Annotated in this window: 16 protein-coding genes, 6 tRNA genes, 1 pseudogene and 1 riboswitch; of the genes and pseudogenes, 4 read left to right on the top strand and 19 right to left on the bottom strand. The window is 50.1% G+C overall.

All coding sequences use genetic code 11. From position 1 onward, the window contains the following. Window positions 1-52 precede the first annotated feature (52 nt). The gene (locus tag H503_RS0111275) at window positions 53-1,516 is read right to left on the bottom strand and encodes a C69 family dipeptidase (protein ID WP_009014790.1); all 1,464 of its coding nucleotides are present in this window, start codon (window positions 1,514-1,516) and stop codon (window positions 53-55) included. Window positions 1,517-1,898: 382 nt separating this feature from the next. Here H503_RS0111275 and H503_RS0111280 point away from each other — a divergent pair, with 382 nt between their 5' ends. Together H503_RS0111280 and gltS are read left to right on the top strand one after the other, a co-directional pair. Then, complete coding sequence (locus H503_RS0111280; RefSeq protein ID WP_369751266.1) at window positions 1,899-3,152, top strand: dicarboxylate/amino acid:cation symporter; 1,254 nt, start codon at window positions 1,899-1,901, stop codon at window positions 3,150-3,152. 354 nt (window positions 3,153-3,506) lie between these two features. After that, window positions 3,507-4,748 carry a sodium/glutamate symporter gene (gene gltS, locus H503_RS0111290; protein WP_009014792.1) on the top strand — a complete coding sequence of 414 codons (1,242 nt, stop codon included), beginning with the start codon at window positions 3,507-3,509 and terminating at the stop codon, window positions 4,746-4,748. Window positions 4,749-4,853: 105 nt separating this feature from the next. Here gltS and lysS read toward each other — a convergent pair whose 3' ends face one another. The 11 genes from lysS to H503_RS0111345 all read right to left on the bottom strand — a co-directional run bounded on the left by lysS (window position 4,854) and on the right by H503_RS0111345 (window position 12,018). After that, window positions 4,854-6,827 (bottom strand): lysine--tRNA ligase, encoded by a 1,974-nt coding sequence (gene lysS, locus H503_RS0111295; protein ID WP_009014793.1) that lies wholly within the window; start codon window positions 6,825-6,827, stop codon window positions 4,854-4,856. A gap of 5 nt (window positions 6,828-6,832) precedes the next feature. After that, the gene (gene greA, locus H503_RS0111300) at window positions 6,833-7,354 is read right to left on the bottom strand and encodes a transcription elongation factor GreA (protein ID WP_009014794.1); all 522 of its coding nucleotides are present in this window, start codon (window positions 7,352-7,354) and stop codon (window positions 6,833-6,835) included. A gap of 674 nt (window positions 7,355-8,028) precedes the next feature. Then, complete coding sequence (locus H503_RS0111305) at window positions 8,029-8,892, bottom strand: pyridoxamine kinase (RefSeq protein ID WP_009014795.1); 864 nt, start codon at window positions 8,890-8,892, stop codon at window positions 8,029-8,031. A 181-nt stretch (window positions 8,893-9,073) separates the two neighbouring features. Continuing rightward, window positions 9,074-9,162: transfer RNA gene (locus H503_RS0111310), tRNA-Leu, on the bottom strand. Between the two features lie 25 nt (window positions 9,163-9,187). Beyond that, window positions 9,188-9,261: transfer RNA gene (locus H503_RS0111315), tRNA-Cys, on the bottom strand. Window positions 9,262-9,268: 7 nt separating this feature from the next. After that, window positions 9,269-9,343 (bottom strand) — tRNA-Gly (locus H503_RS0111320). Between the two features lie 8 nt (window positions 9,344-9,351). After that, window positions 9,352-9,427, bottom strand: a tRNA-Phe gene (locus H503_RS0111325). Window positions 9,428-9,429: 2 nt separating this feature from the next. Next, window positions 9,430-9,506: transfer RNA gene (locus tag H503_RS0111330), tRNA-Asp, on the bottom strand. A gap of 77 nt (window positions 9,507-9,583) precedes the next feature. Next, entirely contained in the window at window positions 9,584-9,745 is a 162-nt protein-coding gene (locus tag H503_RS12525; protein ID WP_014128337.1) for a hypothetical protein, read from the bottom strand. A gap of 14 nt (window positions 9,746-9,759) precedes the next feature. Continuing rightward, on the bottom strand, window positions 9,760-10,719 hold the full coding sequence (locus H503_RS0111340; protein ID WP_009014796.1) for a C-terminal binding protein: 960 nt from the start codon (window positions 10,717-10,719) through the stop codon (window positions 9,760-9,762). 18 nt (window positions 10,720-10,737) lie between these two features. Further along, complete coding sequence (locus H503_RS0111345) at window positions 10,738-12,018, bottom strand: M18 family aminopeptidase (protein WP_014128336.1); 1,281 nt, start codon at window positions 12,016-12,018, stop codon at window positions 10,738-10,740. A gap of 304 nt (window positions 12,019-12,322) precedes the next feature. Between H503_RS0111345 and H503_RS12085 the strand changes: the two are divergent. Next, a pseudogene (locus H503_RS12085) lies at window positions 12,323-13,772 on the top strand (APC family permease). Window positions 13,773-13,890: 118 nt separating this feature from the next. On the opposite strand, the gene H503_RS0111355 reads toward H503_RS12085, so the two are convergent. The 7 genes from H503_RS0111355 to H503_RS0111390 all read right to left on the bottom strand — a co-directional run bounded on the left by H503_RS0111355 (window position 13,891) and on the right by H503_RS0111390 (window position 19,435). Further along, on the bottom strand, window positions 13,891-15,222 hold the full coding sequence (locus H503_RS0111355) for a M20/M25/M40 family metallo-hydrolase (RefSeq protein WP_022227306.1): 1,332 nt from the start codon (window positions 15,220-15,222) through the stop codon (window positions 13,891-13,893). A 21-nt stretch (window positions 15,223-15,243) separates the two neighbouring features. Beyond that, window positions 15,244-16,068: a MetQ/NlpA family ABC transporter substrate-binding protein gene (locus tag H503_RS0111360; RefSeq protein WP_014128335.1), complete on the bottom strand. Its 825-nt coding sequence runs from the start codon at window positions 16,066-16,068 to the stop codon at window positions 15,244-15,246. Window positions 16,069-16,151: 83 nt separating this feature from the next. Continuing rightward, a riboswitch (SAM riboswitch) is annotated at window positions 16,152-16,254 on the bottom strand. Between the two features lie 138 nt (window positions 16,255-16,392). Beyond that, window positions 16,393-16,671, bottom strand: coding sequence for a hypothetical protein (locus H503_RS0111365; RefSeq protein WP_009014801.1), 279 nt, complete (start codon window positions 16,669-16,671; stop codon window positions 16,393-16,395). 20 nt (window positions 16,672-16,691) lie between these two features. Further along, window positions 16,692-17,666 carry a ketopantoate reductase family protein gene (locus tag H503_RS0111370; protein WP_009014802.1) on the bottom strand — a complete coding sequence of 325 codons (975 nt, stop codon included), beginning with the start codon at window positions 17,664-17,666 and terminating at the stop codon, window positions 16,692-16,694. A gap of 327 nt (window positions 17,667-17,993) precedes the next feature. Further along, window positions 17,994-18,446, bottom strand: coding sequence for an Asp23/Gls24 family envelope stress response protein (locus H503_RS0111380; protein ID WP_009014803.1), 453 nt, complete (start codon window positions 18,444-18,446; stop codon window positions 17,994-17,996). 29 nt (window positions 18,447-18,475) lie between these two features. Then, window positions 18,476-19,288 carry a nitroreductase family protein gene (locus H503_RS0111385; protein WP_009014804.1) on the bottom strand — a complete coding sequence of 271 codons (813 nt, stop codon included), beginning with the start codon at window positions 19,286-19,288 and terminating at the stop codon, window positions 18,476-18,478. A 72-nt stretch (window positions 19,289-19,360) separates the two neighbouring features. Beyond that, window positions 19,361-19,435: transfer RNA gene (locus tag H503_RS0111390), tRNA-Asn, on the bottom strand. 488 nt (window positions 19,436-19,923) lie between these two features. Here H503_RS0111390 and H503_RS0111395 point away from each other — a divergent pair. Further along, window positions 19,924-25,005, top strand: a complete 5,082-nt coding sequence (locus H503_RS0111395; protein WP_016459598.1) for an S-layer homology domain-containing protein — start codon at window positions 19,924-19,926, stop codon at window positions 25,003-25,005. Window positions 25,006-25,043 lie beyond the last annotated feature (38 nt).

Raw genomic sequence — 25,043 nt, forward strand, 5'->3', positions numbered from 1 at the left:
AAACTCCTTCCAATCCATGCCGGAAGGAGTTTTTCTATTCTTACGATACGGCTTAGGCATCGCTGCGGGAGAAGCCATTTTTCATGGCCATGCTCGCTTCGTAAAGGACCTTGCCTAGGCAGGTATCGGTCTTTTCCTTTACCATAGCCGCCATGGCGGCATTGGCCTGTTCAAGGAAAGCCGTCACGCCGCCTTCGGCTTCTTTTTTATCCGTATCACAGATCATGGCGTGAGCCGCGGAGGCAACGGCCTTTTGGTAGCGCTCAATGGCACTTGCCGTGCGGGCATAGTGGGCATCGGCAAGGGCGCCGATGAGGCGATTAGCCCAGTAGAATTCTTCCGTCGACGGCACTGTCCCCGCATGGTTCAAATAGTCCGGTGTCTTCGTCACATTAGCATAAAACGGCACAAAGGCATTGAAGACATTGGAGCCTTCCGCAATCCACATAAGAGCCATACGGTCCTTTTTGGCGTAGGGCCGCAACTGGGTTAGGGCAACAAAGTTATTGCGATTGATGCCGATGGGACGATACTTGCCTTTCAGGGGATGGTCCACCTTGCTGTAACAGTCAAAGGGGGTTCCTTGGTAATGAGCACTGAGGACATACTTTACATCTTCGACAGTCACCTTCCGTTCCGGCATGAGGCACCAAGGCAGGTCATCATCTTCAGGACCGTAATCGGCATCAGGACCATCCCACAAGGCGGAATGGGGATTGAAAAAGCGCAGCATGAACCATGCCCGGGGCGTATTGTATGTGTGATCCGCATCATCATGACTGCCAAAAGCGGCCCGCGCGTCAAAGGCAAAATCCTTTTCAAGGGCATAGTCTTCTCCTTCATGGATGGTCAGGTCAAGGTGATTGTCCCGAATAAAGGAAATAAGGTCTGCGCTGCACATATGGTCTTCCTGAGCTCCAAAGGCATCGACAAAATCCAATAAATCGATTCCCTGCTGATTGGGCATGACCACATACCCATCATCAGGAACGCGTTTGGCAATCCAGTGATGACCGCCAATGCTTTCAAACCACCAAACTTCATTTTCATCCTGGAAACCGACACCGTTCATTTCATAGGTCCCATAGCGCATGATGAGGTCGCCCAGCCGTTTGACACCTTCCCGGGCACTGTGGATATAAGGCAGGACCAAGGTGAGCATGTCCTCTTCGCCAATGCCATCTTTTACAAGCGGATCGGCGCCAAGGACGCGGGGATTTGAGGTGATGGTCTCCGTTTCGCTCATGGCCACATTGAGCTCATTGATTCCCGCTTCGCCCCAAATACCTTCATCTGCTTGGGCATTTGGCATGGCTGTATAGCGCAGGGGCGTTTCGGTCAGCTCGATTTCAAAAGCAGACAGGACTGACCGATAGTGGCGGGGTTGGTCTTCAGGATTGACTGTAATAAATTTCTTCGGCGTAAAACTTCCCGCACCGGAATCCTCATTGCGGGCCATCATGGTCGAACCATCATAGGTTGCATTTTTTCCGACAAGCAGCGTTGTACAGGGCATACGGATCCTCCTTTATCTCTTGTCAAAACTTACCTAAAAGGAACGCAGAAGGCGTTCCATAAAATCCTATTCTCCACTCTCGCACAAAGGGCAGGGTATATTTTTATTGTAGGCGATAGGAGGCATCTTGGCAAGAAAGGCGCCGCATATAATTCCTACTAAGTTAATGTATTATCCTTTTCGCCATGCTGAAAAAACTTGAAATCTCTGATTTTTATTGCATTTTCTCAATTTCCTATGATATTATATGAATTATTCTCATTAGGTAGAACCTGATGAAGAAAGATCCATGGGGGGATCTTTTCCATTTTTCAAAAAAGAAAGGAAGTCCATTATGACCCAAGAAAACCAAACCCATGTCAAAGACACAGCTAAAAACGTCATGGCCCGCAACAATCCCCTTGCCCAAGGGCGTCAGCTCGCACTTTGGATAGGAGCCCTCATCTTTGGTGCCGTTCTCGGCTGGATGAACGTTCCCTTCCTCAACCAACTCTTCAACTTCATCGCCACCGTCTTCACCCGCCTCTTCCAGTTCATTGCTGTACCAACCATCGCTTTGGCGGTCATTACGACCCTTTCCATGATGGGATCCAAGGAAGAAACGAAAAGGATCTTCAAGCACACCATCACCTATACCCTGCTCACGACTATCTGTGCCGCCGGGATTGGCCTGCTCCTTTATCTCTGGATCCAGCCGGGCAACCTGCCGACAGAGGCCATCGGTGCCGGCGTGACGAATGTCCCCCAGAACATTGGCAAGATGAGCTACTATGACCATATGCTCTCCGTCATCCCCAACAACATCCTGACCCCCTTCCTGACGGGGAACGTCCTTTCCATCCTGCTCATTGCCACCGCTGTTGGTCTTGCCTTTGCCTTTATGCCGGAAACGGAAAACACGAAAACCCTTCTGCGTGGCATCAATGGGGCCCAGGAAGTTCTCTTTGCCCTCATCCGTGCCCTACTGAAGGTTCTTCCCATCGGCATCCTCGCCTTTGCGGCCCAGCTGTCTTCCCAGCTTGAAGCCGGCGTCATCGTCGGTGCCCTAGGCCGTTATACGCTCGTCATCATGGCCGGAAACCTCACCCAGTTCTTCATCGTTCTGCCGCTCTTTCTCCTCATCCGCGGCCTCAACCCGGTCCGCGTCATGAAAGCCATGTCCCCGGCTCTTGCCGTTGCCCTCTTTACAAAGAGTTCCGCTGCAACGCTTCCTGTCACCATGGCTTCTGCGGAAGAAAACATGCGCATCAATCCCTCCATCAGCCGTTTCGTTCTCCCCATCTGCACAACCATCAACATGAATGGCTGTGCCGCCTTTATCCTTGTTACATCCATTTTCCTCATGCAAAATGGCGGCATGGAACTATCCTTTGGAACCATGATTGTCTGGCTCTTCATTTCTGTCTTTGCTGCCATCGGAAACGCCGGTGTACCCATGGGCTGCTACTTCCTTACCCTGTCGCTCATGAGCGGTGTCGGCGCCCCCATCGGCATCATGGGAATCATCCTCCCCATCTACACCATCATCGATATGATTGAAACCTGTGAAAACGTCTGGTCCGACTCCTGCGTCTGCAGTATGACCCAAAATGACCTGAAAGATGAAATTCCTTTCACGGTGGAAATAGAAGCCTAAGCACACGAAAAAGGTTCTTTTTCCCTTGATGGGATAAGGCCCCCAATGCTTTTAAGAAGCGTTGGGGGCCTATTTGGGGAGGCAAAAACAGTGCCGCAAGTCCACATAACGTCAAAAACCTTTTTTGACGCTCATTAAATTCCTTGTTATATTGGGCGCTTTCCTGACGGCATCTGCTGTATACTTTGAAACATCCGATTTTCTCCCATTCAGGCTTTGCTGAATCTTTGCCTTTCCTATCAATCTTTTTGATCGAACAAAGGGGAAAGCCAATCTTTTTGCATGCCCGTTCACCCTATTTTTCGCTAAAATGGAATCGTAGGGATATGACAACTTAGGAAGGAAGCGATTCATATGGTTTTGGACTTTTCATCAGGTTCTCTCCTCATCAAAGCCGATGCGGTCTGCACGACAGCCCTTGCGGCCATCATGCTCCTCATCGGATACTGGATCAAGGACAAGAGCACGGCCCTCAGGCGCTACTGCATCCCGGCTCCTGTTGTCGGCGGTTTCCTCTTTATGTTCATCACCTTTATTGGCCATCAGACGGAAGCCTTTGCCTTCAAGTTTGATACCTACTATCAAAATCCCTTTATGCTGGCCTTCTTTACGACCGTAGGCCTCGGAGCAAGCCTCTCCCTCCTCAAAAAAGGCGGGACCTTGCTCATCATCTACTGGCTCACGGCAGGCGCCATTTCCATCTGCCAGAATGCCATCGGGATAGGAATCAGCATGGCTACGGGACTGGAAGCCCCTTATGCACTCCTGGCCTCAGCCATTTCCATGATTGGCGGCCACGGCGCGGCCGGTGCCTACGGAAAGACTTTTGTGTCCATGGGCTACCCAGCAGGTCTTGAAGTGGGGATGGCCGCGGCGACTTTTGGGCTCATCTCCGCCGTCCTTGTAGGCGGTCCCCTGGCCCGCGTTCTCATTGAGCGCCATCATCTGACACCGGATATGTCGGAAGATTTCAAGGATACAGGCGTTGAAAACGTCAACGCCGCCACAGGCGAGAAACTGGACGGTCTCACCATCATCAAGAACGTGACGGCAATCCTCGTCTGCATGGCCATTGGAACCGTCATTTCCGGGCGCATTGGGGCCCTTATCGGCATGAGCTTCCCCACCTATGTCGGAGCCATGTTCGTGGCAGTCATCCTGCGGAACGTCAATGAATCGGCTCATTTCTATCAGTTCAGCTTCTCCCTGGTGGATTCCATTGGCGACGTCATGCTGAACCTATATCTTGCCATTGCCCTCATGACCCTCCGTCTTTGGGAACTTTCGGGACTTTTAGGCGGCGTCATCCTCGTCGTTGCGGCCCAGGTCCTTTTCATGGTCCTTGTAAGCTATTTCATTGTCTTCCGGATCCTCGGGAGCAACTACGATGCGGCCGTCATGTGTGCCGGCCTATGCGGGCATGGCCTTGGTGCCACTCCATCAGCCATCGTCAATATGACGGCAGTCAAGGAAAAGTATGGCATGAGCCGCAAGGCCTTCATGATCGTGCCTATTGTGGGCGCCTTTCTCGTCGATATCATCTATCAGCCCCAGACGATTGCCTTCATCAAGTATTTCGTCCATGCCCTGAAATAGAGCATGGTTAAAGGCCCTTCTCCTTCGTAGGAAAGGGCCTTTTTGCGGCATAAAAAAGACCCCGCAGGGAAAGGAATCCTTTCCTTGCGAAGTCTCAGGATAACATTAGCAGAGCTTGGCCCCAGCCGGAATATGGGGATCAAGCATGAGAAGGTTCAGTTTGCGTTCTTCCCCTTCATTATGTTCGGCGCTTAACAGCATCCCACAGGATTCGATGCCCATCATCTTGCGCGGCGGCAAGTTGACAATGGCAACGAGGGTCCTGCCGATAAGATCCTCCGCCTGATAGTATGCCTTGATGCCCGACAGGATGGTCCGGTCCGTACCCGTTCCGTCATCGAGTGTGAACTGGAGAAGTTTCTTGCTCTTAGGCACTTCAAAACAGTCCTTGACTTTCACTACCCGGAAGTCGCAGCCAGCAAACTGATCAAAATCAACGAAATCCTTGAAGAGCGGTTCAATGGTCACATTGGAAAAATCAATCTTTTCCAGCGCCACGGTCTGCGGAGCATCCACCGTTTCAGCGGGCGCGGCTGGAGCAGCTGCCACAGATTCGTCTTTCTTTTCGAGTCCCAGGGGCTTCATGGTCGGGAAGAGCAGGACATCGCGGATGGAAGCCGAATTGGTAAGCAGCATGACAAGACGGTCAATTCCAATACCCAGACCGCCCGTCGGAGGCAGGCCGTGCATGAGGGCATTGATGAAGTCTTCGTCCATCATACCGGCTTCATCATCGCCGTTATTGCGTTCTTCCACCTGTTTTTCAAAGCGTTCCTTCTGGTCGATTGGATCGTTGAGTTCCGTAAAACCATTGCAGATTTCAGAACCGTTGATGAAGCCTTCAAAACGATCCGTGACTTCTGGATCAGCAAGGCTGCTCTTAGCAAGCGGCGAGATTTCTTTAGGATGACCCATGATGAAGGTCGGCTGAATGAGGTTCTTTTCAACGAATTCATCAAAGAAGGCTTCCAGAATCTTGCCAGGGCCGAAGGTCGGCTGGATTTCGACGTTGGCATCAGCAGCCAGCTTGCGGGCCGTTTCAACATCGCGGACACCCGTAAAGTCATAACCGCTGAATTTCTTAACGGCTTCAACCATGGTCATACGAGGCCAAGGCGGAGTCAAGTCGATTTCCTTGCCCTGATAGGTGATTTTCATGGTGCCCAAGACGCGCTGCGCCGTTTCTGACACGAGTTTTTCCGTAATATCCATCATGGTTTGATAGTCACCATATGCTTCATAAAGCTCGATGGACGTAAATTCCGGGTTATGCTTGATATCCATCCCTTCATTGCGGAAAATGCGGCCAATTTCATAAACCCGTTCCAGACCCCCTACAATAAGGCGCTTCAGGTTCAATTCCGTCGCAATGCGCAGGTACAAATCGATATCAAGGGCATTATGGTGGGTCACAAAAGGACGGGCCGTAGCCCCGCCGGAAATAGTATTGAGGACCGGCGTTTCCACTTCAAGGTAGCCTTCATTATCGAGGATATTGCGGATACTTTTGATGATTTCCGTACGTTTGACAAATGTGTCGCGGACTTCGGGGTTTACAATGAGATCCACATAGCGCTGACGATAACGGATTTCCTTGTCCTTGAGGCCGTGCCATTTTTCCGGCAGCGGTTTCAGGGCCTTAGAAAGGAATTCGAGCTTTTTCACGCGAATGGATGGTTCACCCATATGGGTCGTGAAGACTTCGCCTTCTACGCCGACGATATCCCCAATGTCCAGGAGTTTGACCACACTGTAATTATCTTCTCCCAACTCATCCTTGCGGACATATAGCTGAATCTTACCAGACTTATCGAGAAGGTCCATAAAAGCGGTCTTGCCGTGACCGCGGATAGCCGTCAACCGTCCGGCAACACGGACTTCAGCGCCCTTTTCTTCCAGTTCCTTGACCTTGTCATGGACTTCTTTATTATGATGGGTCACCTTATAGGCATGACCAAAAGGCAAGATACCCTTTTCTTCCAGCTTATGCATCTTGTCCATACGGACAGCGACTTGTTCGCTGACTTCTTCAGCAGCGCCCGTATCCACAGCGGGCTGGTTCTTCAATTCTTCCGACATTCATTTCACTCCTTGGCTGCAGCTTTTTTCTTCTTCCCTGCACTGGGTTTGGCAATGCTGACAATCTTATAGCTCAGCTCACCAGCCGGCGTCGGAACCTTGCATACGGAACCCACTTTTTGGCCCAAGATGGCCTTGCCTACAGGGGATTCGTTGGAAATGCGGGGAGGATCGGCCATGGGGTCAGCTTCCGTCGTACCCACAACCGTGTATTCCTCTTCTTCTTCCGTTTCCATATCTTTGATGGTGACCTGGGATCCCAAGGAAACCACCTTTTTATTGATTTCGGAATCCTTGATAACCTTTGCATTGCGGATCATCTTTTCCAAGGTGAGAATACGGCCTTCGACAAAGGCCTGTTCGTTCTTGGCGTCATCATATTCGGAGTTTTCGCTGATATCACCATAGGAAATAGCGACCTTCAGCCGTTCTGCCACTTGCTGTCTTTTTTCAGAACGAAGATAGTCCAATTCGTCTTCTAACTTTTTGAGACCTTCTTCAGTTAAAATTGTTTCCTGTTCAGCCATCGTTCACGACTCCTTTTCGGCTTTGATCCCACAAAACCGGCCCATTTGGCCGCCGTGGGGACAGTTTCGGTAAAACTACCGTATCTTGTAAATTATAGATTAGATCCGGGGAGATGTCAATAAATGAGGAGGGCTGTTCCACCTGTTTTTACTCGGTGCAGGGCTCGCACCAAGTCTCAGCACGTGGTCCCATCCTTGCTTTTTTAGATGGATGAAAGGGGGTCATAAAAGCATGACGCATCGCAGCATGGAACGTACCGCAATTTCATGCTGAAGCCCTCCCAAAAATGCTATTGTTCGTCTCATCCTGGAATGATTATAGCGGCATTCCCCGTTACACAAAAACAATGCCGCTATTTTTGCCATCCGCCTGATACGATGTCAGACGAAGATAAGGGGTAAAAGGGCGCTGCACTCCGACCCATCACCGAAAGGACCTACACGCTGCGCAGCTTCAGGCAGCTTTTGCTCTTCTGTCCAAACAAGGGGATGGATTGGCGCTAAGAGGCCAACGTGGCTTCAAAGTGCGTTTCTGTCAAAAAGAAAGCTAAAGGAAAAGGCTTGAAGCCAGAAGAAAAAACGTGACGCTCAGCCCCAAACCAATTAAGCCGTGGAGAACGCTCGCTCACTTCTCCACGGCTTTTTGCTTGAGGCTCCGATCTAGTTTTCTTCGCTTATCCTTTGCAGCTCGTGCAGTCCTTGGTCTGGGGTACAAGGAGTTTCCACAGACAGCCTTCCAGAAGGACGCCTTCATGGGGATCGGTTCCTTCATTCAAGGTCGTTTCAATGACAAAACTCAAAAAGTCCGCTGCATGCTGGACGGCAAGGTTCAGATCCTTCCCGCGCAGGATGTAGGCAAGAAGCGTGCTGGTAAAGATATCTCCTGTACCGCAGGTCCCAAAGGGGAGTTTTGGTACTTCATACTTTTCCGGGAAAAGCTGACTGTCCGTCTGACTGGCAATGGCAATATGGCAGCTGTCCGTAGGAACACTCGTAATGACGATTGCTTTGGGTCCCAGAGAAAGGAGCTTATCGCACAGGGTTTCGAGTTCCTTATCCGTCGGGGGCTTCGCCTGATAGGGTGTATCCGTAAGGAGACAGGCTTCGGTGTAATTGGGCGTAATGAGTGTTGCATGGGAAACAAGCTTTTTCATGGAAGCTGCCATGGTCTCATCAAAAACAGGATAGAGTTTTCCGTCGTCGGCCATGGCCGGATCGACAACAACGCTCTTCCCCCCACCACCAAAACGGCCGATGGCATCAATCACCACATCAACCTGGGCCGAACTTGCCAAAAAGCCGCTGTAAATGGCATCAAAGGAAAGGCCCAGTTCCTGCCACTTATCCATGGACGATGTCATTTCATCTGTAAGGTCCTTACTATGGAACTTGCCATAGGTCAGGTTATTGCTGTAAAGAGCAGTCGGGAAGGGACAGACCTGGCTTCCCAAGGCTGACAGGACCGGAATGGCAGCCGTCAGCGAACAGCGGCCAAAGCTGCAGAGATCATGAATAGCAAGGACGCGATTTATTTTCATGGTGAAAACCCCTTTCTTTTTCCGTGTTTTTCCTATTGTAAGCCTCTTCAGGGCCATTGAAAATGCACGGTTTTCCTCTTAAACCAGCAAAGACCGTGCCTGCTGCAGGATGGAGAAAATCCAATTTTGGGCATAAAAAAAGACATCGCCCAAGCGATGACTCAATATTCCGTATAAAAAATGGTGCCGGGGACCGGAATCGAACCGGTACGGAGATCACTCTCCGAGGGATTTTAAGTCCCTTGCGTCTGCCAGTTCCGCCACCTCGGCAGATTTGAACATCCATTAAAAAAATTGGAGGCGACACCCAGAATCGAACTGGGGATAAAGGTTTTGCAGACCTCTGCCTTACCGCTTGGCTATGTCGCCAACAATTTGGAGCGGAAAACGAGATTCGAACTCGCGACCCCCACCTTGGCAAGGTGATGCTCTACCACTGAGCTACTTCCGCATAAAAAGTGGTGCCTCAGCGCAGAATCGAACTGCGGACACAGGGATTTTCAGTCCCTTGCTCTACCAACTGAGCTACCGAGGCATTGGCGACCCAGGACGGACTCGAACCGACGATCTCCGCCGTGACAGGGCGGCATTCTAACCAACTGAACTACTGGGCCGTATCAGTGTCTTTCGCAACTGACTTGTTTAGTATACAGTAAAACGCCTAATGTGTCAACAAACTTTTTTATTTTTTTCAAAAAGCAGGGAAAGGCCCTTCCTCGTATGGCAGCGGTACGACTTTCACAGGCGACGCGCCAGTCCTACCGTCCCGTTTGCGCTGATCAATGCCGCATCCTGCCACAAAGGTGCTCACGAGGAGGCTCAAAAAAATCAGGGCCATAATCATTCGTTTCATCCCGGTCTCCTTTTTTACATCGTTAGCCTTCCCCTCCGATCCCCTTTCATCAATGCCACAAGGTTTTCTGCCGCCTCCTGTTTGAGCTTTACGAAGGATTCTTCCGTTGCATAGGAAATATGGGGCGTTACGATAATCTGAGGCACACCATAAAGGGGACTTTCGGCAGTAAAAGGTTCGTTTTCCACCACATCAAGGAGCGCGCCTGCAATCGTTCCTTTCTTTACAGCCCCGGCAAGGGCCTTTTCATCCAGAAGACTCCCCCGGCTTGTATTGATGAGATAACTGCCTTTTTTCATAAGGGACAGGACGCGCGCATCGACAATATGCCGGGTATCCGGTGACGCCGCCAGATGAAGGCTCACAAGGTCACCGTTAATAAAGGCCTCTTCCAAGGTCACGGGAATGACGCCGTCTTCCTGCATCTGTTTACTTTTATCGCTGCGATTATAGGCTAGGACGGTCATGCCCATGGCTTTGGCCTTTAGGGCTGTCCTGCGCCCAATATGACCATATCCCGCAATGGCGAGGGTAAGACCTGAAAGGCGGTGCGGCAGGGCGGGAATGGCGCGCACGCCCCACGGGGACTTTTCATTGTGCTTGAGGAACAAAGGCAGGCGGCGCACAAGAAAAAGCGTGCCCATGATGACATATTCTGCAATATCCTCAGATGAGTAAGCGGTCACATTGCGCACGCCAATACCTCGCTTTTGGGCGGCGTCAAGGTCCACGGCTTCATAGCCCGTTCCATAGAGGGAAATGGCTTTAAGGCGGGGCATCTTGCTAAAGACCTCGTCACCAAGGGGTACGTTTACCTGAGCAAGGAGCCCATCCACTGTGCTGCCAAATTCCTCAAGGTCATGCCAAAAATCATAGCAAGAGCGGCGGAACATAACGCCGGGAAAGGCTTTTGTAAGAAGGGATATCTCCACATCGTACGCATTCCATTCCTCATCGATGATCCAAATGACCATGACCGCCGCCCTCCTTTCTTATGCAAAAAATTCCGTGACTAAATCTTCCAATGCCTTCTGATCGCTGGCACCCATTGTTTCACGGGCCGAATGCATGGCAAGGAGCGCCACGCCAAGATCCATGGTACGGATCGGTGTAATGGCAGAAGCCATGGAACCAAGGGTGCTGCCGCCTTTGATATCACTGCGGTTGACATAAAGTTGGTAAGGAATATTTTTTCTATCACAAAGTCCCTTAATCACGGCAACCGCCTCCGCATCACCTGCATAGGACTGACTGCATGCCTGTTTGAGAGCCAATCCCCTGCCAAGGACGGGCCGATTTGTGATATCACATTTATCAACATAATTAGGATGGAAAGCGTGGGCCACATCAATGCTCAGCATAAACCCCTTTGCCATATCCTCAAAAAGAGCCTCTTCCGTAAGGTCAAGAGTTTTATAGATACGGTGCAGGGTATTATGAAGGACAAGGGAATTGGCCCCCTGCTTAGTCGTGCTCCCTACCTCTTCGTTGTCAAAAAGACCGATGAGGGCGACACCCTCTTCTGCTTTGCCATTTACAATGCCTTCGAGGCATGCCTTGCAGCTTGTGAGGTTATCCAGACGCGGAGATGACACAAAATCATCATGTAACCCAAAGGTACAGCCATCTTCTGTCGGGTAAGCCGAAAGATCAAAGGAAAGAATATCCTTTTCACAGCATCCGAGCTCTTTTGCAAGGAACTTTTCAAAGAACGCGCTCTCTTTTTCGTCTTCCCCGATAAGGGCTGCAAGGGGTAGGATATCCTTTTGCTTATTCCATTTATAACCATCATTCACTTCCCGATTCATGTGGATGGCAAGACTGGCCATGGTAAGAAGGGGCCGTCCAAAATCAACAAAATGGGTCTTTGGCTGGAAGGGATCTTCTGTCCGTGTCACGATCTTACCGGCAAGGGAAAGGGGCCGATCCATCCAGGTGCTCACAATCATACCGCCATAGCCTTCAATATTGAGCGTGCCATACCCATGGGTCCGTACTTCGGGGGCAGGTTTCAGACGAAAAGAGGGAAAATCCGTATGGGCCGCCGCAAGCTTTAGGCCCCGCGTTCCTTTTTTCCCTGTTCTGAACGCAAGGAGACAGGAATCAAAAACGGTGACAAAATATTTGCCATTGGGTTTCAGCTTCCAATCCTTTTCTTCCTTAAGTTCCGTAAAGCCTGATTTTTCAAGAATAGCCTTGCTGGAAAGGACCGTATGATAGGGAGACGGGCTGGTCTTGATGAAAGAAAGTAGGGATTTGATGGTTTGTTTCATGGGAAATTTCCTCCTTGGTTCTTGCATTGATTTCTGGCACAATGTCTCTTGTTACAGTGTACTTGATTTACGGAGTTTCCTCAATAGGGTTTAGTGATTTACGCAGCGCAGAACCGTCTTTCTGCGTTAGAATTACTCAGTTCCCGACTTTATTTAAGAAGCCGCTGGACCTATCTTCGTTAGAGGACCCCCATCATCACGAATTGACTTTTCTTGTAGCAATTTGCAAAATTTTCTGTTAAGATGAGTGTAATTTCATATGGTTCCCCCATTTCTACTCTCATTCCACTAGGAGGTATTCGCAATGAATCAACCCACATCCAGCAAGAACAAAATCCTTACCTGGCAAGCCCTAGGTCTCATGACCTTTTCCTCAGTCTGGGGCTTTGGCAACATCGTCAATGGCTACGCCAATCAGGGACTCAAGGCCGTCGTCAGTTGGATCATCATGTTCACCATCTACTTCATTCCCTACACACTCATGGTCGGTGAAATGGGGTCTACCTTCAAAGACAGCCAAGGCGGCGTCTCTTCTTGGATTCGGTCCACGTCGAGCGCTAAATTGGCTTATTTTGCTGGCTGGACCTACTGGATCTGCCACATGCCCTACTTAGCACAAAAACCACAAAGTATGCTCGTTGCCTTGGGCTGGGCCATTTTTCGCAATGGATCGCTGACAAAAATGATGTCGCCCTTGGTGCTTCAATCCATTGCTCTCATCCTCTTTTTCTTCTTTTTATGGTATGCCTCTCGGGGCATCCGCTCCTTGAAGCACATTGGCGCCCTGGCAGGGTCCACAAAGGTCATCATGTCCTTTCTTTACATCCTTCTGGCCCTCGCGGCTCCCTATATTACAGAAGCCAAGACCTTTACCTATCGCCTTGATATGGAAACCCTCATGCCCACCTTCGACTTTGACTATATGACAACCCTTGCCATCCTCGTCTTTGCTGTTGGCGGCTGCGAGCGTCTTTCCCCTTACGTCAATAACCTCAAGGACCCAAGCCGTGAATATCCTCGTTCCATGATTTTCATGACCATCATGGTCTGTGTCACGGCTATTTTGGGCACCTTTGCCATGGGGCTCATGTTTGACCCCCAGAATGTTCCCAAGGACCTCATGATGAATGGTTCCTATTACTGCTTTGCAAAACTTGGCGAATACTACGGCGTCGGTCAAACCTTTGTCGTTATTTTTGCTCTCTGCACCCTCATTGGACAAGCTTCAACCTTAGCCGTTTCCATCGACGCGCCCATCAAGATCCTCCTTGCTGACGTTGATGAAAAGTTCGTTCCTGAACGCTTCCGCAAAATCAACAGCCGTGGAGTTCCTGTTACAGGCTATCAACTGACTGCGCTGCTTGTGGGCATCCTCATCATCGTGCCCGCCCTCGGTATTGGCGATATGACAAGTCTCTACAACTGGCTCATGCGTCTAAATGCCGTATGCATGCCCCTGCGTTACCTCTGGGTCTTTTATGCTTATATGATGCTCAAAAAACATCAGGATCGCTTCCAATCTGACTATCATTTTGTCAAAAGCGCAGCCCTTGGAAAAATGGCCGGCGCTTGGTGCTTCTTCTTTACGGCCTATGCCTGTTTCATGGGCATGTTCCCTCGCGGCGTGGCAGCCTATTCTCCGGCCTGGACCTTCCAATTTACCCTTGAACATCTTGACTCCCCTTGTACTTTTTGGCATTGGCGTCATCCTCACCTACCTTGCCAAAAAGGAACGGGAAAGACGGGCACAATAACTTTTACGGGGGAACCAAGGAAAGCATCCCATAGGGACGCTTTCCTTCCAATCAGCAACTAAAAAAGGGACTGAGAAAAATGAAGATTGCATTTTTCTCAGTCCCTTTTTGTATTACATCAATAGGCCAGCAGGAAGGAACGGAAGAATTCCACGCTCGCCGGCAGGGCGTCCACAGGAATGTGTTCATTGACCTGATGGGCAGCACCCCACCGATTATCATGGACATGGCCCGTAAATAAAAGGACCGTATCGGTTATAGGCTTATAGTAGCGCGTATCCGTAGCTCCCAGCATGAGAAATGGAATGGCAAGGAGTTCATTGCCATAGACGGCATGAAGGATCTTTGTAAGAAGACGATAGGAATCGCTGTCAGGCGTCGAGGCAGGTACAGGATCCTTGCCAGAAATATGGCGGATCTTGACGCCTTCCGGCAGGAACCCTTGGAGACGTCTTTCGACCGATTCCACTGTATCGCCCTGCAGGATGCGGACACTAAGTCCCACAGCGGCATGACTGGGCAGTACATTAGGCTGGGTACTTGCCTGGGCCATGGTAAACGCTACCGTCGTATGAAGCATGGCATCAAGGGCAGGATCTTCCTGCGCAAGAGTACAGAGGGCTTCAAAATGCCCCTTCGGATCAGCGTAAATGCTGCGTACCGGTTCTTCCTTTAAGGGAGCCGTCGCTGCGAGCTGTGCTTCTACAAGCGGCGTCAAGCGATAGGGAAACGGATGGGCTTCAATGGCAACCACCGCCTTTGCGACAGCGCCCAGGGCCGTGCCATTGCCTGGCTTGCTCGAATGCCCGCCCTTGCGGTCACAGTAGATTTCGTAGTTGACGGCCGCTTTTTCGCCAAGACCGATATGAGCGGCAAGACGGCCGCCAGCTTCCGGGAAAAGTCCGCCCCCTTCATCAAGGATGGTACCAATATGGACACCCTTTTCCGCTAAATGGTCCACGAGGCGCTGGGCTCCGTCCACATCATTTTCAAGATACACTTCCTCACTGTAGCCCAAAGACAGGTAGAGGTCGTAATCAGGCCGGAAGCCTTCGGCAAAAAGGGATTCCAAGGCTTCCAATTCACTAAGGACCAAATGTTTGCAGTCCGTCGTGCCCCGGCCATAGACCGAGTCATCAAGGAGAAGACCTGAAAACGGATCATGACTCCATTGGCTGCGGTCCCCAATCTCCACCACATCCTGATGGCTCATGAGAAGAAGCGGCTTTTTTGCGGTCTCCTTGGGATGATAATGAAACTGGAGACCAGCCCGGCCCACGCGGTCCACTTCCATCACTTCATAGACATGGGGATAAAGCGTTTCAAAGAGCTTGTGGAGTTTTTCAAATTCAGACCAATCGACTTTGTTAACGTCGGAATTTGAGACCGTCTTCATTTGGATCATTTGGGAAAGATGGTCGGCAAGGATTTCTTTTGTTGGTACGGTCATCTTGGCAGCTCCTTTCAATGATTACCACGCAGGAACAAGGGCTCCTTTGGCTTTTTCGTTGATATAGTTCTTAACGGCATCTGTTTGGAAGATCTTGACAAATTTCACATAGGTGGGATTATCCTTATCTTCTTCACGGGCAGCAATGATATTGACATAAGGACTCGTATTGTCTTCCTTGGCAATGGCAAGGTTCGGGTCAAGTTTGGCTGAATTGGCGTAGCCGGCATTGATGACAGACGCTGCCGTATCATCCAGGCTGCGCGGCAGCTGGGCCGCTTCCAGTTCAAGGATCTGCAGGTGTTTCGGATTGTCCGTAATGTCGTTGACCGTCAGATCGGAGGCCTTGACGCCGTCTTTGACTTTGATAAGGCCAAGCTTGCTCAGCATCAGGATGGCACGGCCGCCATTTGAAGGGTCATTTGGAATCGCAATCTTATCGCCATCTTTCAGTTCCTTGATATCCTTGATCTTGGTCGAATATAGTTTCAAAGGAGCCAAGTAGGTCTTGCCAATGGAGACCAGCTTCGTGCCGTTTTTCTTGTTGAAGGCATCAAGGAAAGGACCATGCTGAAAAGAGTTCAGGTCGATTTCCTTTTGGGCAAGTGCCTGGTCCGGTGTTACATAATCAGAAAAGACCTTCAGCTCCACATCAAGGCCCTGTTTTTTGGCTTCGTCCTTGACAAACTCCATGATTTCTTCCGAGTAACCCGGCGTAATGCCTACAACGATCTTTTTCTTTTCTTCCGGCGCCTTTTCCGTCTTCTTTTCGCCGCCGCACCCAGCTAGGAGTGCAGCCGCTGCAAAGACCGCCAGAGTCCCTGCCGTCAGTTTTTTGAGGTTCATTGTGCATCTCTCCTTTTTTCCTCTCCATCGACAAGCAGTAAAAAAAGCGCCATCTATACAGATGACGCTGACCTTCGTTTGAACGCTCATCTGCCAAGCCGCATGGCCTGTTGGAATTAGCACCTTCCCATTCGGGGGTTGCCGCAGCTTCATAGGGCCAAATCCCTCTGCTGCTCTCGATGAAGGGTTGTTAACGGGTATGAGTTTACAGTTTTGACGAACAATTGTCAAGAAATCCATATTTCCGTAGTATAAATTCTTATTTTTTCTCTCTTTTTGTATGTTTTGATACAATAGTATCGAAGTTTTTCTGTAAAAAGAGGATTATTGTGCGGAAAACCCTGCCTCCATCAGCAGGGTCCTTGCCTTTTCATAGTCTTTTTCAGGCACATCGATATAGTAGAAATTGCGGTCGATCTTGCCTTGGGGACCAAAATCCCGGATATCAAGCTTGGCTCCGCAGCCGCAGATGGGGGCCTCACCGGGAAGCTCCGTTACGGAAAGCTTCAGGCCCGCCTCTTTAAGAAGGGCTTGGGCTCTTTTCCATTCCTCTTTTTTGCCTCGTTCCTTATAGATGAGTTTTTCCCTAACAAAAAGTCCCATGACACGCGTCTCCCTTCCCCCTATTCATAATCAAATAAACCGTCATTTTTTTCTTCCAGCGCCTTGATTACATGGTAGGCAAAAGCATTATAGGGCGTGGGGATGCCAAGGGCTTCTCCCATTTCCACCATACGGCCGCACAGCATATCAATTTCTGTATGGCGGTGGTGATCCAGGTCCTGCAGCGTAGAATGGCGCACGGCAGGGCTCTCGCTCTTGGTATAGCCCGCACCCTTGCCATTTTTCCCCGGTTCCAGGATGGCCGTATGAAGACTGATTCCCTTGGCTTTTGCCACGAGGACAACCTCTTCTTCAAGCCGTTCCTTCAAAAAACGCACGTGTTCGGAATCAGCATAAGCCCCGGTTCCGCAGCCTACAATCGCTTGAGGGATATTTTGGCCAATATTGAAGAGGAACTTGGCCCAAATATCACTTTCGATGGTGCGGCTCATATGGGTCAAGAGCGGAGTCCGTGCGAAAAAGGCCTTCAGGGCTTCAAGCTGTACCTCATCCCGTTGTGACAGAGGCGCAGGTTTTCCATAGTAAAGTCCCCGGATACCTTGAGGTTCCTTGAAAGTCACTTGATCGATTCCCTCTTTTCCTCGCTCCCGATGGGAAGCAATACGAAGAAGAGCCGGGACAATATGACCTTTTCCTACGGCCGCTTCCAAAACGGCCTCACTGTCCACCCCATTCATGAGGCTTATGATCATGGTACGCGAATCGGTAAGAGCGGTTACGGCCGGTAAAATGGCAGAAAGCGCCCCATATTTGACGGTCACAAAAATAACGTCTACAGGGCCCGTTTCTTCCGCTCCTTGTACCATGGGGCGGAAAGGCTCCCCATTGATGACAAGTCCTTTTTCACGAAGCCTTTCTCCCCGCTGTCCATCCGCGATGACAGTAAAAGATAGGTCAGCCAGCCTGCTAAGCCCCCAGATAAGATAACTTCCAATGGCGCCAGCTCCAATCAGTGCCACTTTCTTGATTTCCATAGGTCAGTCTCCTTTGATCGATAAGGGGGACACCGATGAGGGGGTCCGCCGCAATGGATTCATCTCTTATCCTCATTATACAGAAAGATAGGGAAAAAAGAAAAGGACAGTCCCCTATACCCAGTCAACATTACGGTGAATTTTTCTTTTTCCAGATATTCTGAACGGAAATTTCCCGCGCTTGCCATGGGGCAACCTAAACGACCATCAAATAGACTGCTGTCACCCTTAAAAAAGCAGGCTAAGACCAATTGGACAGGGGACAAAGTGGTCTATGCATAAAAAAGTCCCCATCTGAACTCATGCAATCAGATGGAGATCCATTTTTTATTCTTGTGCTGCAGGGGATTCTTTTTCTGCTTCCGGAACAGCAGCTTTTTCTTGTTCTGTTACAAGGGGGGCCGCTTCTTTCTGGATGTTCACCAAGCGGGCGACCACTACATCAACAGAATCAACATAAAAATCGGTAAGGGCAGCCACTTCTTTTACAATGGCCTGACGCAGGTTTTCCACGACTTCGGGGATATTGGATCCATATTCAACAGCCACTTTTAGTTCAAAACTGACATGACCCTTCGTAACGGTCCCGTTTTCGTCAACGGTGGTATCACTTTTACGGACGGAAATTTGGGGAACCATCTTGTCCGTAACCCGTTTAGCCAGGGAAAAAAGGGAGCTACCTTCATTTAACGAGAGGGTCACATGCCCAAGGTCCTGGGCAGCAGCACGAACAATATCGACAAACACTTCGTCACTGATGATGGTTTTTCCTTGGATCATCAAAATCCCTCCTTTTGGCTGCGCATCTTTCAGCGAAATTCCACTTTCAGATGCTGACGATCTACAAGTTTATGATAGCGATAGCGCGGATAGCCTACGAGCAGGCAGCCAACCCCCACTTGTTTTGTTGGAATCTGGAGCAGTTCCCGCAGCGGCGTATAATCGGCCCGAAGGCAGGTTTCAATAAAGCCCATGATGGTCGTGCCAAGTCCCAAGGTCGGTGCGTACAATTCCGCATAAGCAAGGGACTGCTCACTGTTGCTGGGGCCTGTCACATTAAGGCGGCGAGCCAAAACAAAGATGAGCTGACGGGCGTTGCGTCCGATGATATCAATGCCTCGTTCACGGTACACATGAAGGACTTTTATGAAATACCGCTTTTGTGGGGATTTATTGTCAATCTGTTCCTGCATCCAGTCAGCCACGCAGTCCGTAATTTTCTTGATCAGGTCCCGATCCTGAATAACAAGGTAATACATGCCCTGGGAATTGGCAGCCGTCGGAGCAAACCGAGCTGCTTCAAGAAGCTGACGGATCTTTTCTTCCGGTACCAATTCATCGCGAAAATTTCGGATGCTCCGGCGTTGACGGAGAAATTCCAGCGCCGTATCCGGGTCCAGCATGGGACGGGTGATGGGATCCATCTCAGCCTTCGGGCAGCGGGAATTGTCAAGGGCCCCCGTGGGGCACACAGCGACGCAGTGACCGCAGGACATACAGGACAGGTCATTGATACAGACCGGGCCTTCGGTATCCATTTCCAGGATACAACTCGGGCAGACCTTTGCGCACGTGCCGCACCGCGTACATTTTTCTTTATCGATTGTGATTATTCCTGCCACCTATACACACCTCAAAACTTTTTCAGTACATATCCAAAAAAAGCCGGACAACCGTCCGGCCTATTCTTTAATTGGCTCCCCGAGTAAGACTCGAACTTACAACAACTCGATTAACAGTCGAGTGCTCTACCATTGAGCTATCGGGGAATGTCTTATCAACGCTGTTTAGTATAAGGGATTGGGGCTTTCTTGTCAAGCCTTTTTGCAAATTCTTTTTTGGGCAGTGCCGTAGGAACTCGCACCTCATCCGTTAACTCCAGGAAGTCAAAGCCTCTGGAGAAAATGATAGAATATAAGGCTTTTATCATTTTAACCCTTACTATGTATTGTTAATTTTATTATAATTTTATATTATTTTGCACTCATATAATATTGATTATATGAATTCAGACAAAACAACTTTCTTTTTACTTAAAAATGAGATAAAATTAAATCATAAAATTATTATTATTAAATATCTTTTAATTTTCTTAGTTTATGTAGCTTATGTTTCATTAATTATATCAATTACATATAATAATGTTTCATAAGCTTCTAATAATATATTATGGGGATTTTTTCTAGTAAGGCCCAAAGCCGCTTTCTGCGGTCCACATGTGACAGCGCCTTTCATCAAAAAAAGGGGGAAATTTCATATGAACAGAGCGTATAAGGTCATTTACAACAAGAAAAGACGATTGGTCCAAGTCGTCTCCGAAATCAGCGGTGGATTTACCCGTGCTGAGCGTCAGGGACGGCGCAGCCTCCTACGCGGTCTCGTTTTGTCGTGCCTTGTCGGGGCAAGTCTCATCGCCGCCCCACTTCCGTCTTATGCAGCAACGACGGAAGAACAAGTCGCTGCCAATAGTGCCGCCATTGCGCAGAACAAGACCAATATTGCGGCCAACAAAACAGCCATTGAAAGCAATCAGTCTGGGATCCGCGCCGTTACAAGAACAGTCGAAGCGCAGCAGGCCTCAATTTCCGGTAAGGCGGAACAGACAGACCTAAATAAAGAGACAGCAGAACGAAAAGCGGCTGATACGGCGACAAATGAGAAGGTCGCTGCCAATAAAGCGGCCATTGATCAAAACAAAACCGATATCGCAAAAAATAAAACCGATATTGCTGCCGCACAAGCATCCCTTTCGGGAAAGGCCGATCAATCTGACCTTGATACGCTTAGCTCCAGAGTATCAGAAAATGCCACTGCGATTGGAACAAACCGCTCAAAAATCAATGAAAATCGAAGCAAGATCAAAGAACTTGCTGATTCCCTGGGATTTAAGACAGACGAAAGTGGGACCATCACGGGGCAGTCAGGGCTAACCAAATATTTCAAGACGAAATCGTCCACGTCTTCCTATACAGAAACCATGACCAAGGAAGATGGAACGACTGAAACAAAGACAACGACCATGACGGACGGTGAAGCCAAGGCGGAAGGCGGAAACTCCGTTGCCATTGGTCCGAATGCCAACAGTAAGGCCAACCAGAGCATCACGTTGGGTGATGGAGCTGTGACAAAATCGACGGCAAGCCGCGGCATCGCAATCGGTCAGGGAGCCATTACGGGGGCGACTGCTGACATGGGAGCGGACCTTGGCTCTGACACGGCAACCAATCAAGGCGGTGTTGATTCCATCTCCATTGGGACCTTGTCCAACGCCCGCGGCAATGACGCCATCGCCATTGGGCACAATGCGGAAGTTCAGAACGTGCCCATTGACGGATCCGGAACGGTTGCTTCCAAAGGAAGTCTCGCCATCGGCAGCGATGCCAAAGTATATGGAGCAAGCTACTCCCTCGCCCTTGGTGCAGGTGCCACCATTGCAGCAGATAACCTCAATGGAAATACAACAAATGAAGCCATTGCGATTGGCTATAACGCAAAGGTGAATAATAATGCGACTCACGCCATAGTGATTGGGTCCAACGCAAACGCTGATAAAGCCGACGCCATTGCTATCGGCTACAAAGCATTCTCTGAAAAAAACAGTATGGCTTTGGGAAATAATGCCAAGGCCAGCGAAGACTCTCTTGCCATAGGATTTGGTGCAACCAGCAGTGCGCCCAACGCCCAAGCCTTTGGTAATGGTGCTGTAGCGACCAGCGGCGGCGATATTTCCATCGGGAATCTCGCTGGCGTGGGATCAGATGCAAAAAGGGCCAATGTAGATGGTTCCCTCATTGCCATTGGTGTTGCAGCAGGACAAAATGTGGTAGGAACAGCAAATGTCGCAATCGGTGATAAAGCAGGTTCCAATGTCCACAGCAACTACAATGTATCCATTGGCTCCGAGGCAGGTCAGGGATTCAAAACGGAACAAACCCTGGATAATCCGCAAAATGGCTATAATGTGTCCATTGGTTACAAAGCCAATAATTTTTCTGAAATAAGCGGAACAGACACCACACAATACGCCATCGCCATTGGCGCCAATGCAACCTCCTACAGTAACAGCACAGCCATTGGGCGGGCCGCCCTTTCAAACGGACAATATGCAATGGCCTTTGGAGATAACGCTCACGCCTATGATACGGGCAGTATTGCCTTTGGCTATAATTCCGTTGCCAAAAACGGAAATGTTGCCATTGGGTCTGGTTCGGATGCCCAAGCCATTGTTTCTGGAACGGGCTATCTAACGCAGCAAATCGCCCCTTCCAGTTATGTTTCCGTCGGGACAAGCGAAAATCTGCGCCGCATTTCCAACGTAGCAGACGGCTCTCTTGACAGTGATGCCGTGACCGTGCGTCAGTTAAAAACGGCGATGTCCCAAATTCCATCTGGCGGCACTTCTTCCGGCGATGTCACCAAAAACTATGTCGATCAACAGATCAGCAACCTTAACAGCAGTATTGAAGCCCTGTCGAAAAAGTATTTTTCTGTCAGTTCCAATGAAAATACGAGCACGGGAAATAAAAGCAATGACGGAACGAGTCCAGACAACAAAAACGCCATGGCAATTGGGCCGGGGACTGCGGCTCAGGCTGATGACGCCCTTGCCATAGGCAATAACACAAAATCAACAGGAGCCGGCAGCATTGCCATCGGCTCCGAAGGGCCCATCAAGTCAACTGACCCAGGCGACAGTACCCATTTAACAGAAGCAAAGGGGGAACGTTCCGTATCCATTGGGTCGGGATCGATTGCACAGACCGATCATTCCATTGCCATTGGGACGAGAGCGACCAACTACAACCAGGTCAACGAAAATAATGAAAGTTCCAATCAAGGGAATCATTCCATTGCGATTGGTTATTATGCCGAGACTTCCGGGGACAGCTCCATCGCAGCAGGAGATCAGGCCGTTGCTGCCGGCAATGGTTCCATTTCCATTGGTAAAGAATCCGGGACGGACGCCAGCGCAACCGACTCGATTGCGGTGGGGACCAGCACCAAAGTCAATGGTTCGACATCTACCGTCGTAGGCGCTCACAACACAGTAGAAGGTGATCGAAATCATGCCTTTGGAACAGGAAATACCATGGATAACACGGGCGATGGTCCCTCTAATCCGATTTACGAATCGGGACTCATTGGCAACAATAACAAGATTTCAGCCATTTATAATAACCAAGACGAACATAAAGGATCTGTTACGGACGCTCACGCGGTAGGCAACGGCAATACCATCAGCCAGGAAAACGAAGGGTTTACTATCACGGATGTCCAGATCAGCGGGTCCAATAACAAGGTATTGGGAGAGGCCTCTCAGATGGCAGAAGCTGGCAGCCTGAAGGGCATCACGATTGACGGGTTTGACAATACGATCAAGGGGCGCAATGTGGATGACGCAGCCAATAAGACCGAGAACATCAATATTGTTGGCAACAACAACACTGTCGACATCCCCCTCCAAGGACGTAAAGCAGATATGAACAACATCCAGATCCTGGGAAGTGATGTCAATGCGACGGTGGGCAATTCCGCCTACATTGGTTCCGGCAGTTCCGCCAAAAAGACAGCCGATGAAACAACGTCCGGCGTGGGGACATACAACTATGACAGCAAGGACGCCAACTACACAACCCGCAGCGGGGAAACAGCAACATTTGCGGGTTCGGAAGCCACAGGCGTCGTTACGGTAGGAAGCGAAGGAAATTATCGCCGCGTCCAGAACGTTGCCGCCGGTCTTGTCGGTAAAGACAGTACCGATGCCGTGAACGGTTCCCAGCTCTACTATGCAACGCGCGATCATCACTATTTGGGAGATAACTCGAATCTTACAGATGATAAGAATATAGTCAATGTAGGATCTGACGGTCACATCAACATCGTCGGCCAGACGAAAGATCTTGCAGGCAATTCCGTTACGACAGAAGAAGGCCTTAAGCAGCAGCTCACCGACGGCAACATTGGGGTTGTTGCAGACAGTGAACATCAGGCCATGATTGTCAAGCTGAACAAAGATGTGGTCCTTGGCAGTGATACCCAAGACGGGTCCTTGACACTCAAGAACAATCAGGGACAGGAAACGGCCAAACTCACAGCTACGGAAGCTTCTTCCTCCCTGGACGGCAGTGCGACCATCCATCGTGCGGCCCTATCCGGAACGGCAAATTCCTCTTCTCGCCTGCGCGCCGCAGCATCTGGCACGGAGACGGCTGAATCGACCTATGCCATTGCCACCATGGAAGATGGTCTTTCCTTCATCGGCGATGACAGCACCAAAGTGGACCGGGTCCTCAATACCCAGCTCACCTTAAAGGGCGGAGCTTCGGGCACGCTTACTGACAACAACATCGGCGTCCGCAGCTTTACAGCGGATAACGGAGCTACTGGCTTCCATGTTCAGCTTGCTTCGGATTTGACGAACCTGAACTCCGTAACGAGTCAGTCTGTCACGACTAATAACCTCACCGTCAAAGGCGGTGAATTCAAGGTCGAAAACGGGACCAACATCGACATGGACCAGAACCAGATCCACAACGTTGCGCCTGGTACAGCGCCGACCGATGCGGTCAACGTCAGCCAGCTCCGCGGCATGAACATCGATGTCCAGCAGGAATTCAACCGGGTTGATGGCCGCATCAACAACCTTGACAATCGGATCAGCCATGCCGGTGCCAATGCGGCCGCCCTTGCCGCTCTCCACCCCAACGACTTCGATCCAGATGACAAGTGGGATTTTGCTGGCGGCTACGGCAACTACCGCGGCAGCCACGCCGTTGCCTTCGGGGCTTTCTATCGTCCGACTGAAGATGTCATGTTCAGCGTCGGCGGCTCCATGGGCGGTGGTGAAAACATGGTCAATGCTGGCGTCACCTTTAAATTGGGCCAAAACAACAACGTCTCCAATTCCCGCGTTGCCATGGCAAAGGAAATCCGCGATATGCGCAAGGCGCTTGCTGAACAAAGTGCGGAAATTGCCCAGCTTAAAGCCGTCCATGGCTTTAAGATCGATCCCATGAAGAGCGAGCTCTTCCCTGACGTGGCAGAAAACCATTGGGCCTATGAATATGTGACAAAGCTTGCCGGTAACGGCGTCCTCAAAGGCTATCCCGATGGTGAGTTCAAGGGCAATCGCATGATGAGCCGCTATGAATTTGCCGCCATCGTCTACCGCATCGTCCAAAGCGGCATGGCTTCCACCGATCCGGAACTGAGCCGTCTAGTTAAGGACTTCTCACCGGAACTGAAGTACATCCGTATCGACACGATTCAGAAAGACCGGAACGGGAACCCAACCATTGAACGTGTCCGCGTAAATAAACCGATTCAGGCCGGTAAATAATCCGGGTTGGATGGGCCCCGACCTTCCCGCCCTTTCGG

Origin of the sequence: Acidaminococcus intestini DSM 21505, assembly GCF_000425045.1 — a bacterium.
Classification (GTDB): Bacteria; Bacillota; Negativicutes; order Acidaminococcales; family Acidaminococcaceae; genus Acidaminococcus; species Acidaminococcus intestini.

Bases quoted from the DNA above. Each gene is read 5' to 3' on its own strand.
- H503_RS0111305 (WP_009014795.1), bottom strand. From the start codon at position 8,892: ATGAAAATAAATCGCGTCCTTGCTATTCATGATCTCTGCAGCTTTGGC.
- greA (WP_009014794.1), bottom strand. From the start codon at position 7,354: ATGGCTGAACAGGAAACAATTTTAACTGAAGAAGGTCTCAAAAAGTTA.
- H503_RS0111345 (WP_014128336.1), bottom strand. From the start codon at position 12,018: ATGAAACAAACCATCAAATCCCTACTTTCTTTCATCAAGACCAGCCCG.
- H503_RS0111340 (WP_009014796.1), bottom strand. From the start codon at position 10,719: ATGGTCATTTGGATCATCGATGAGGAATGGAATGCGTACGATGTGGAG.
- H503_RS0111275 (WP_009014790.1), bottom strand. From the start codon at position 1,516: ATGCCCTGTACAACGCTGCTTGTCGGAAAAAATGCAACCTATGATGGT.
- H503_RS0111360 (WP_014128335.1), bottom strand. From the start codon at position 16,068: ATGAACCTCAAAAAACTGACGGCAGGGACTCTGGCGGTCTTTGCAGCG.
- H503_RS12525 (WP_014128337.1), bottom strand. From the start codon at position 9,745: ATGAAACGAATGATTATGGCCCTGATTTTTTTGAGCCTCCTCGTGAGC.
- H503_RS0111380 (WP_009014803.1), bottom strand. From the start codon at position 18,446: ATGATCCAAGGAAAAACCATCATCAGTGACGAAGTGTTTGTCGATATT.
- lysS (WP_009014793.1), bottom strand. From the start codon at position 6,827: ATGTCGGAAGAATTGAAGAACCAGCCCGCTGTGGATACGGGCGCTGCT.
- H503_RS0111370 (WP_009014802.1), bottom strand. From the start codon at position 17,666: ATGGAAATCAAGAAAGTGGCACTGATTGGAGCTGGCGCCATTGGAAGT.
- gltS (WP_009014792.1), top strand. From the start codon at position 3,507: ATGGTTTTGGACTTTTCATCAGGTTCTCTCCTCATCAAAGCCGATGCG.
- H503_RS0111355 (WP_022227306.1), bottom strand. From the start codon at position 15,222: ATGACCGTACCAACAAAAGAAATCCTTGCCGACCATCTTTCCCAAATG.
- H503_RS0111280 (WP_369751266.1), top strand. From the start codon at position 1,899: ATGGCCCGCAACAATCCCCTTGCCCAAGGGCGTCAGCTCGCACTTTGG.
- H503_RS0111395 (WP_016459598.1), top strand. From the start codon at position 19,924: ATGAACAGAGCGTATAAGGTCATTTACAACAAGAAAAGACGATTGGTC.
- H503_RS0111365 (WP_009014801.1), bottom strand. From the start codon at position 16,671: ATGGGACTTTTTGTTAGGGAAAAACTCATCTATAAGGAACGAGGCAAA.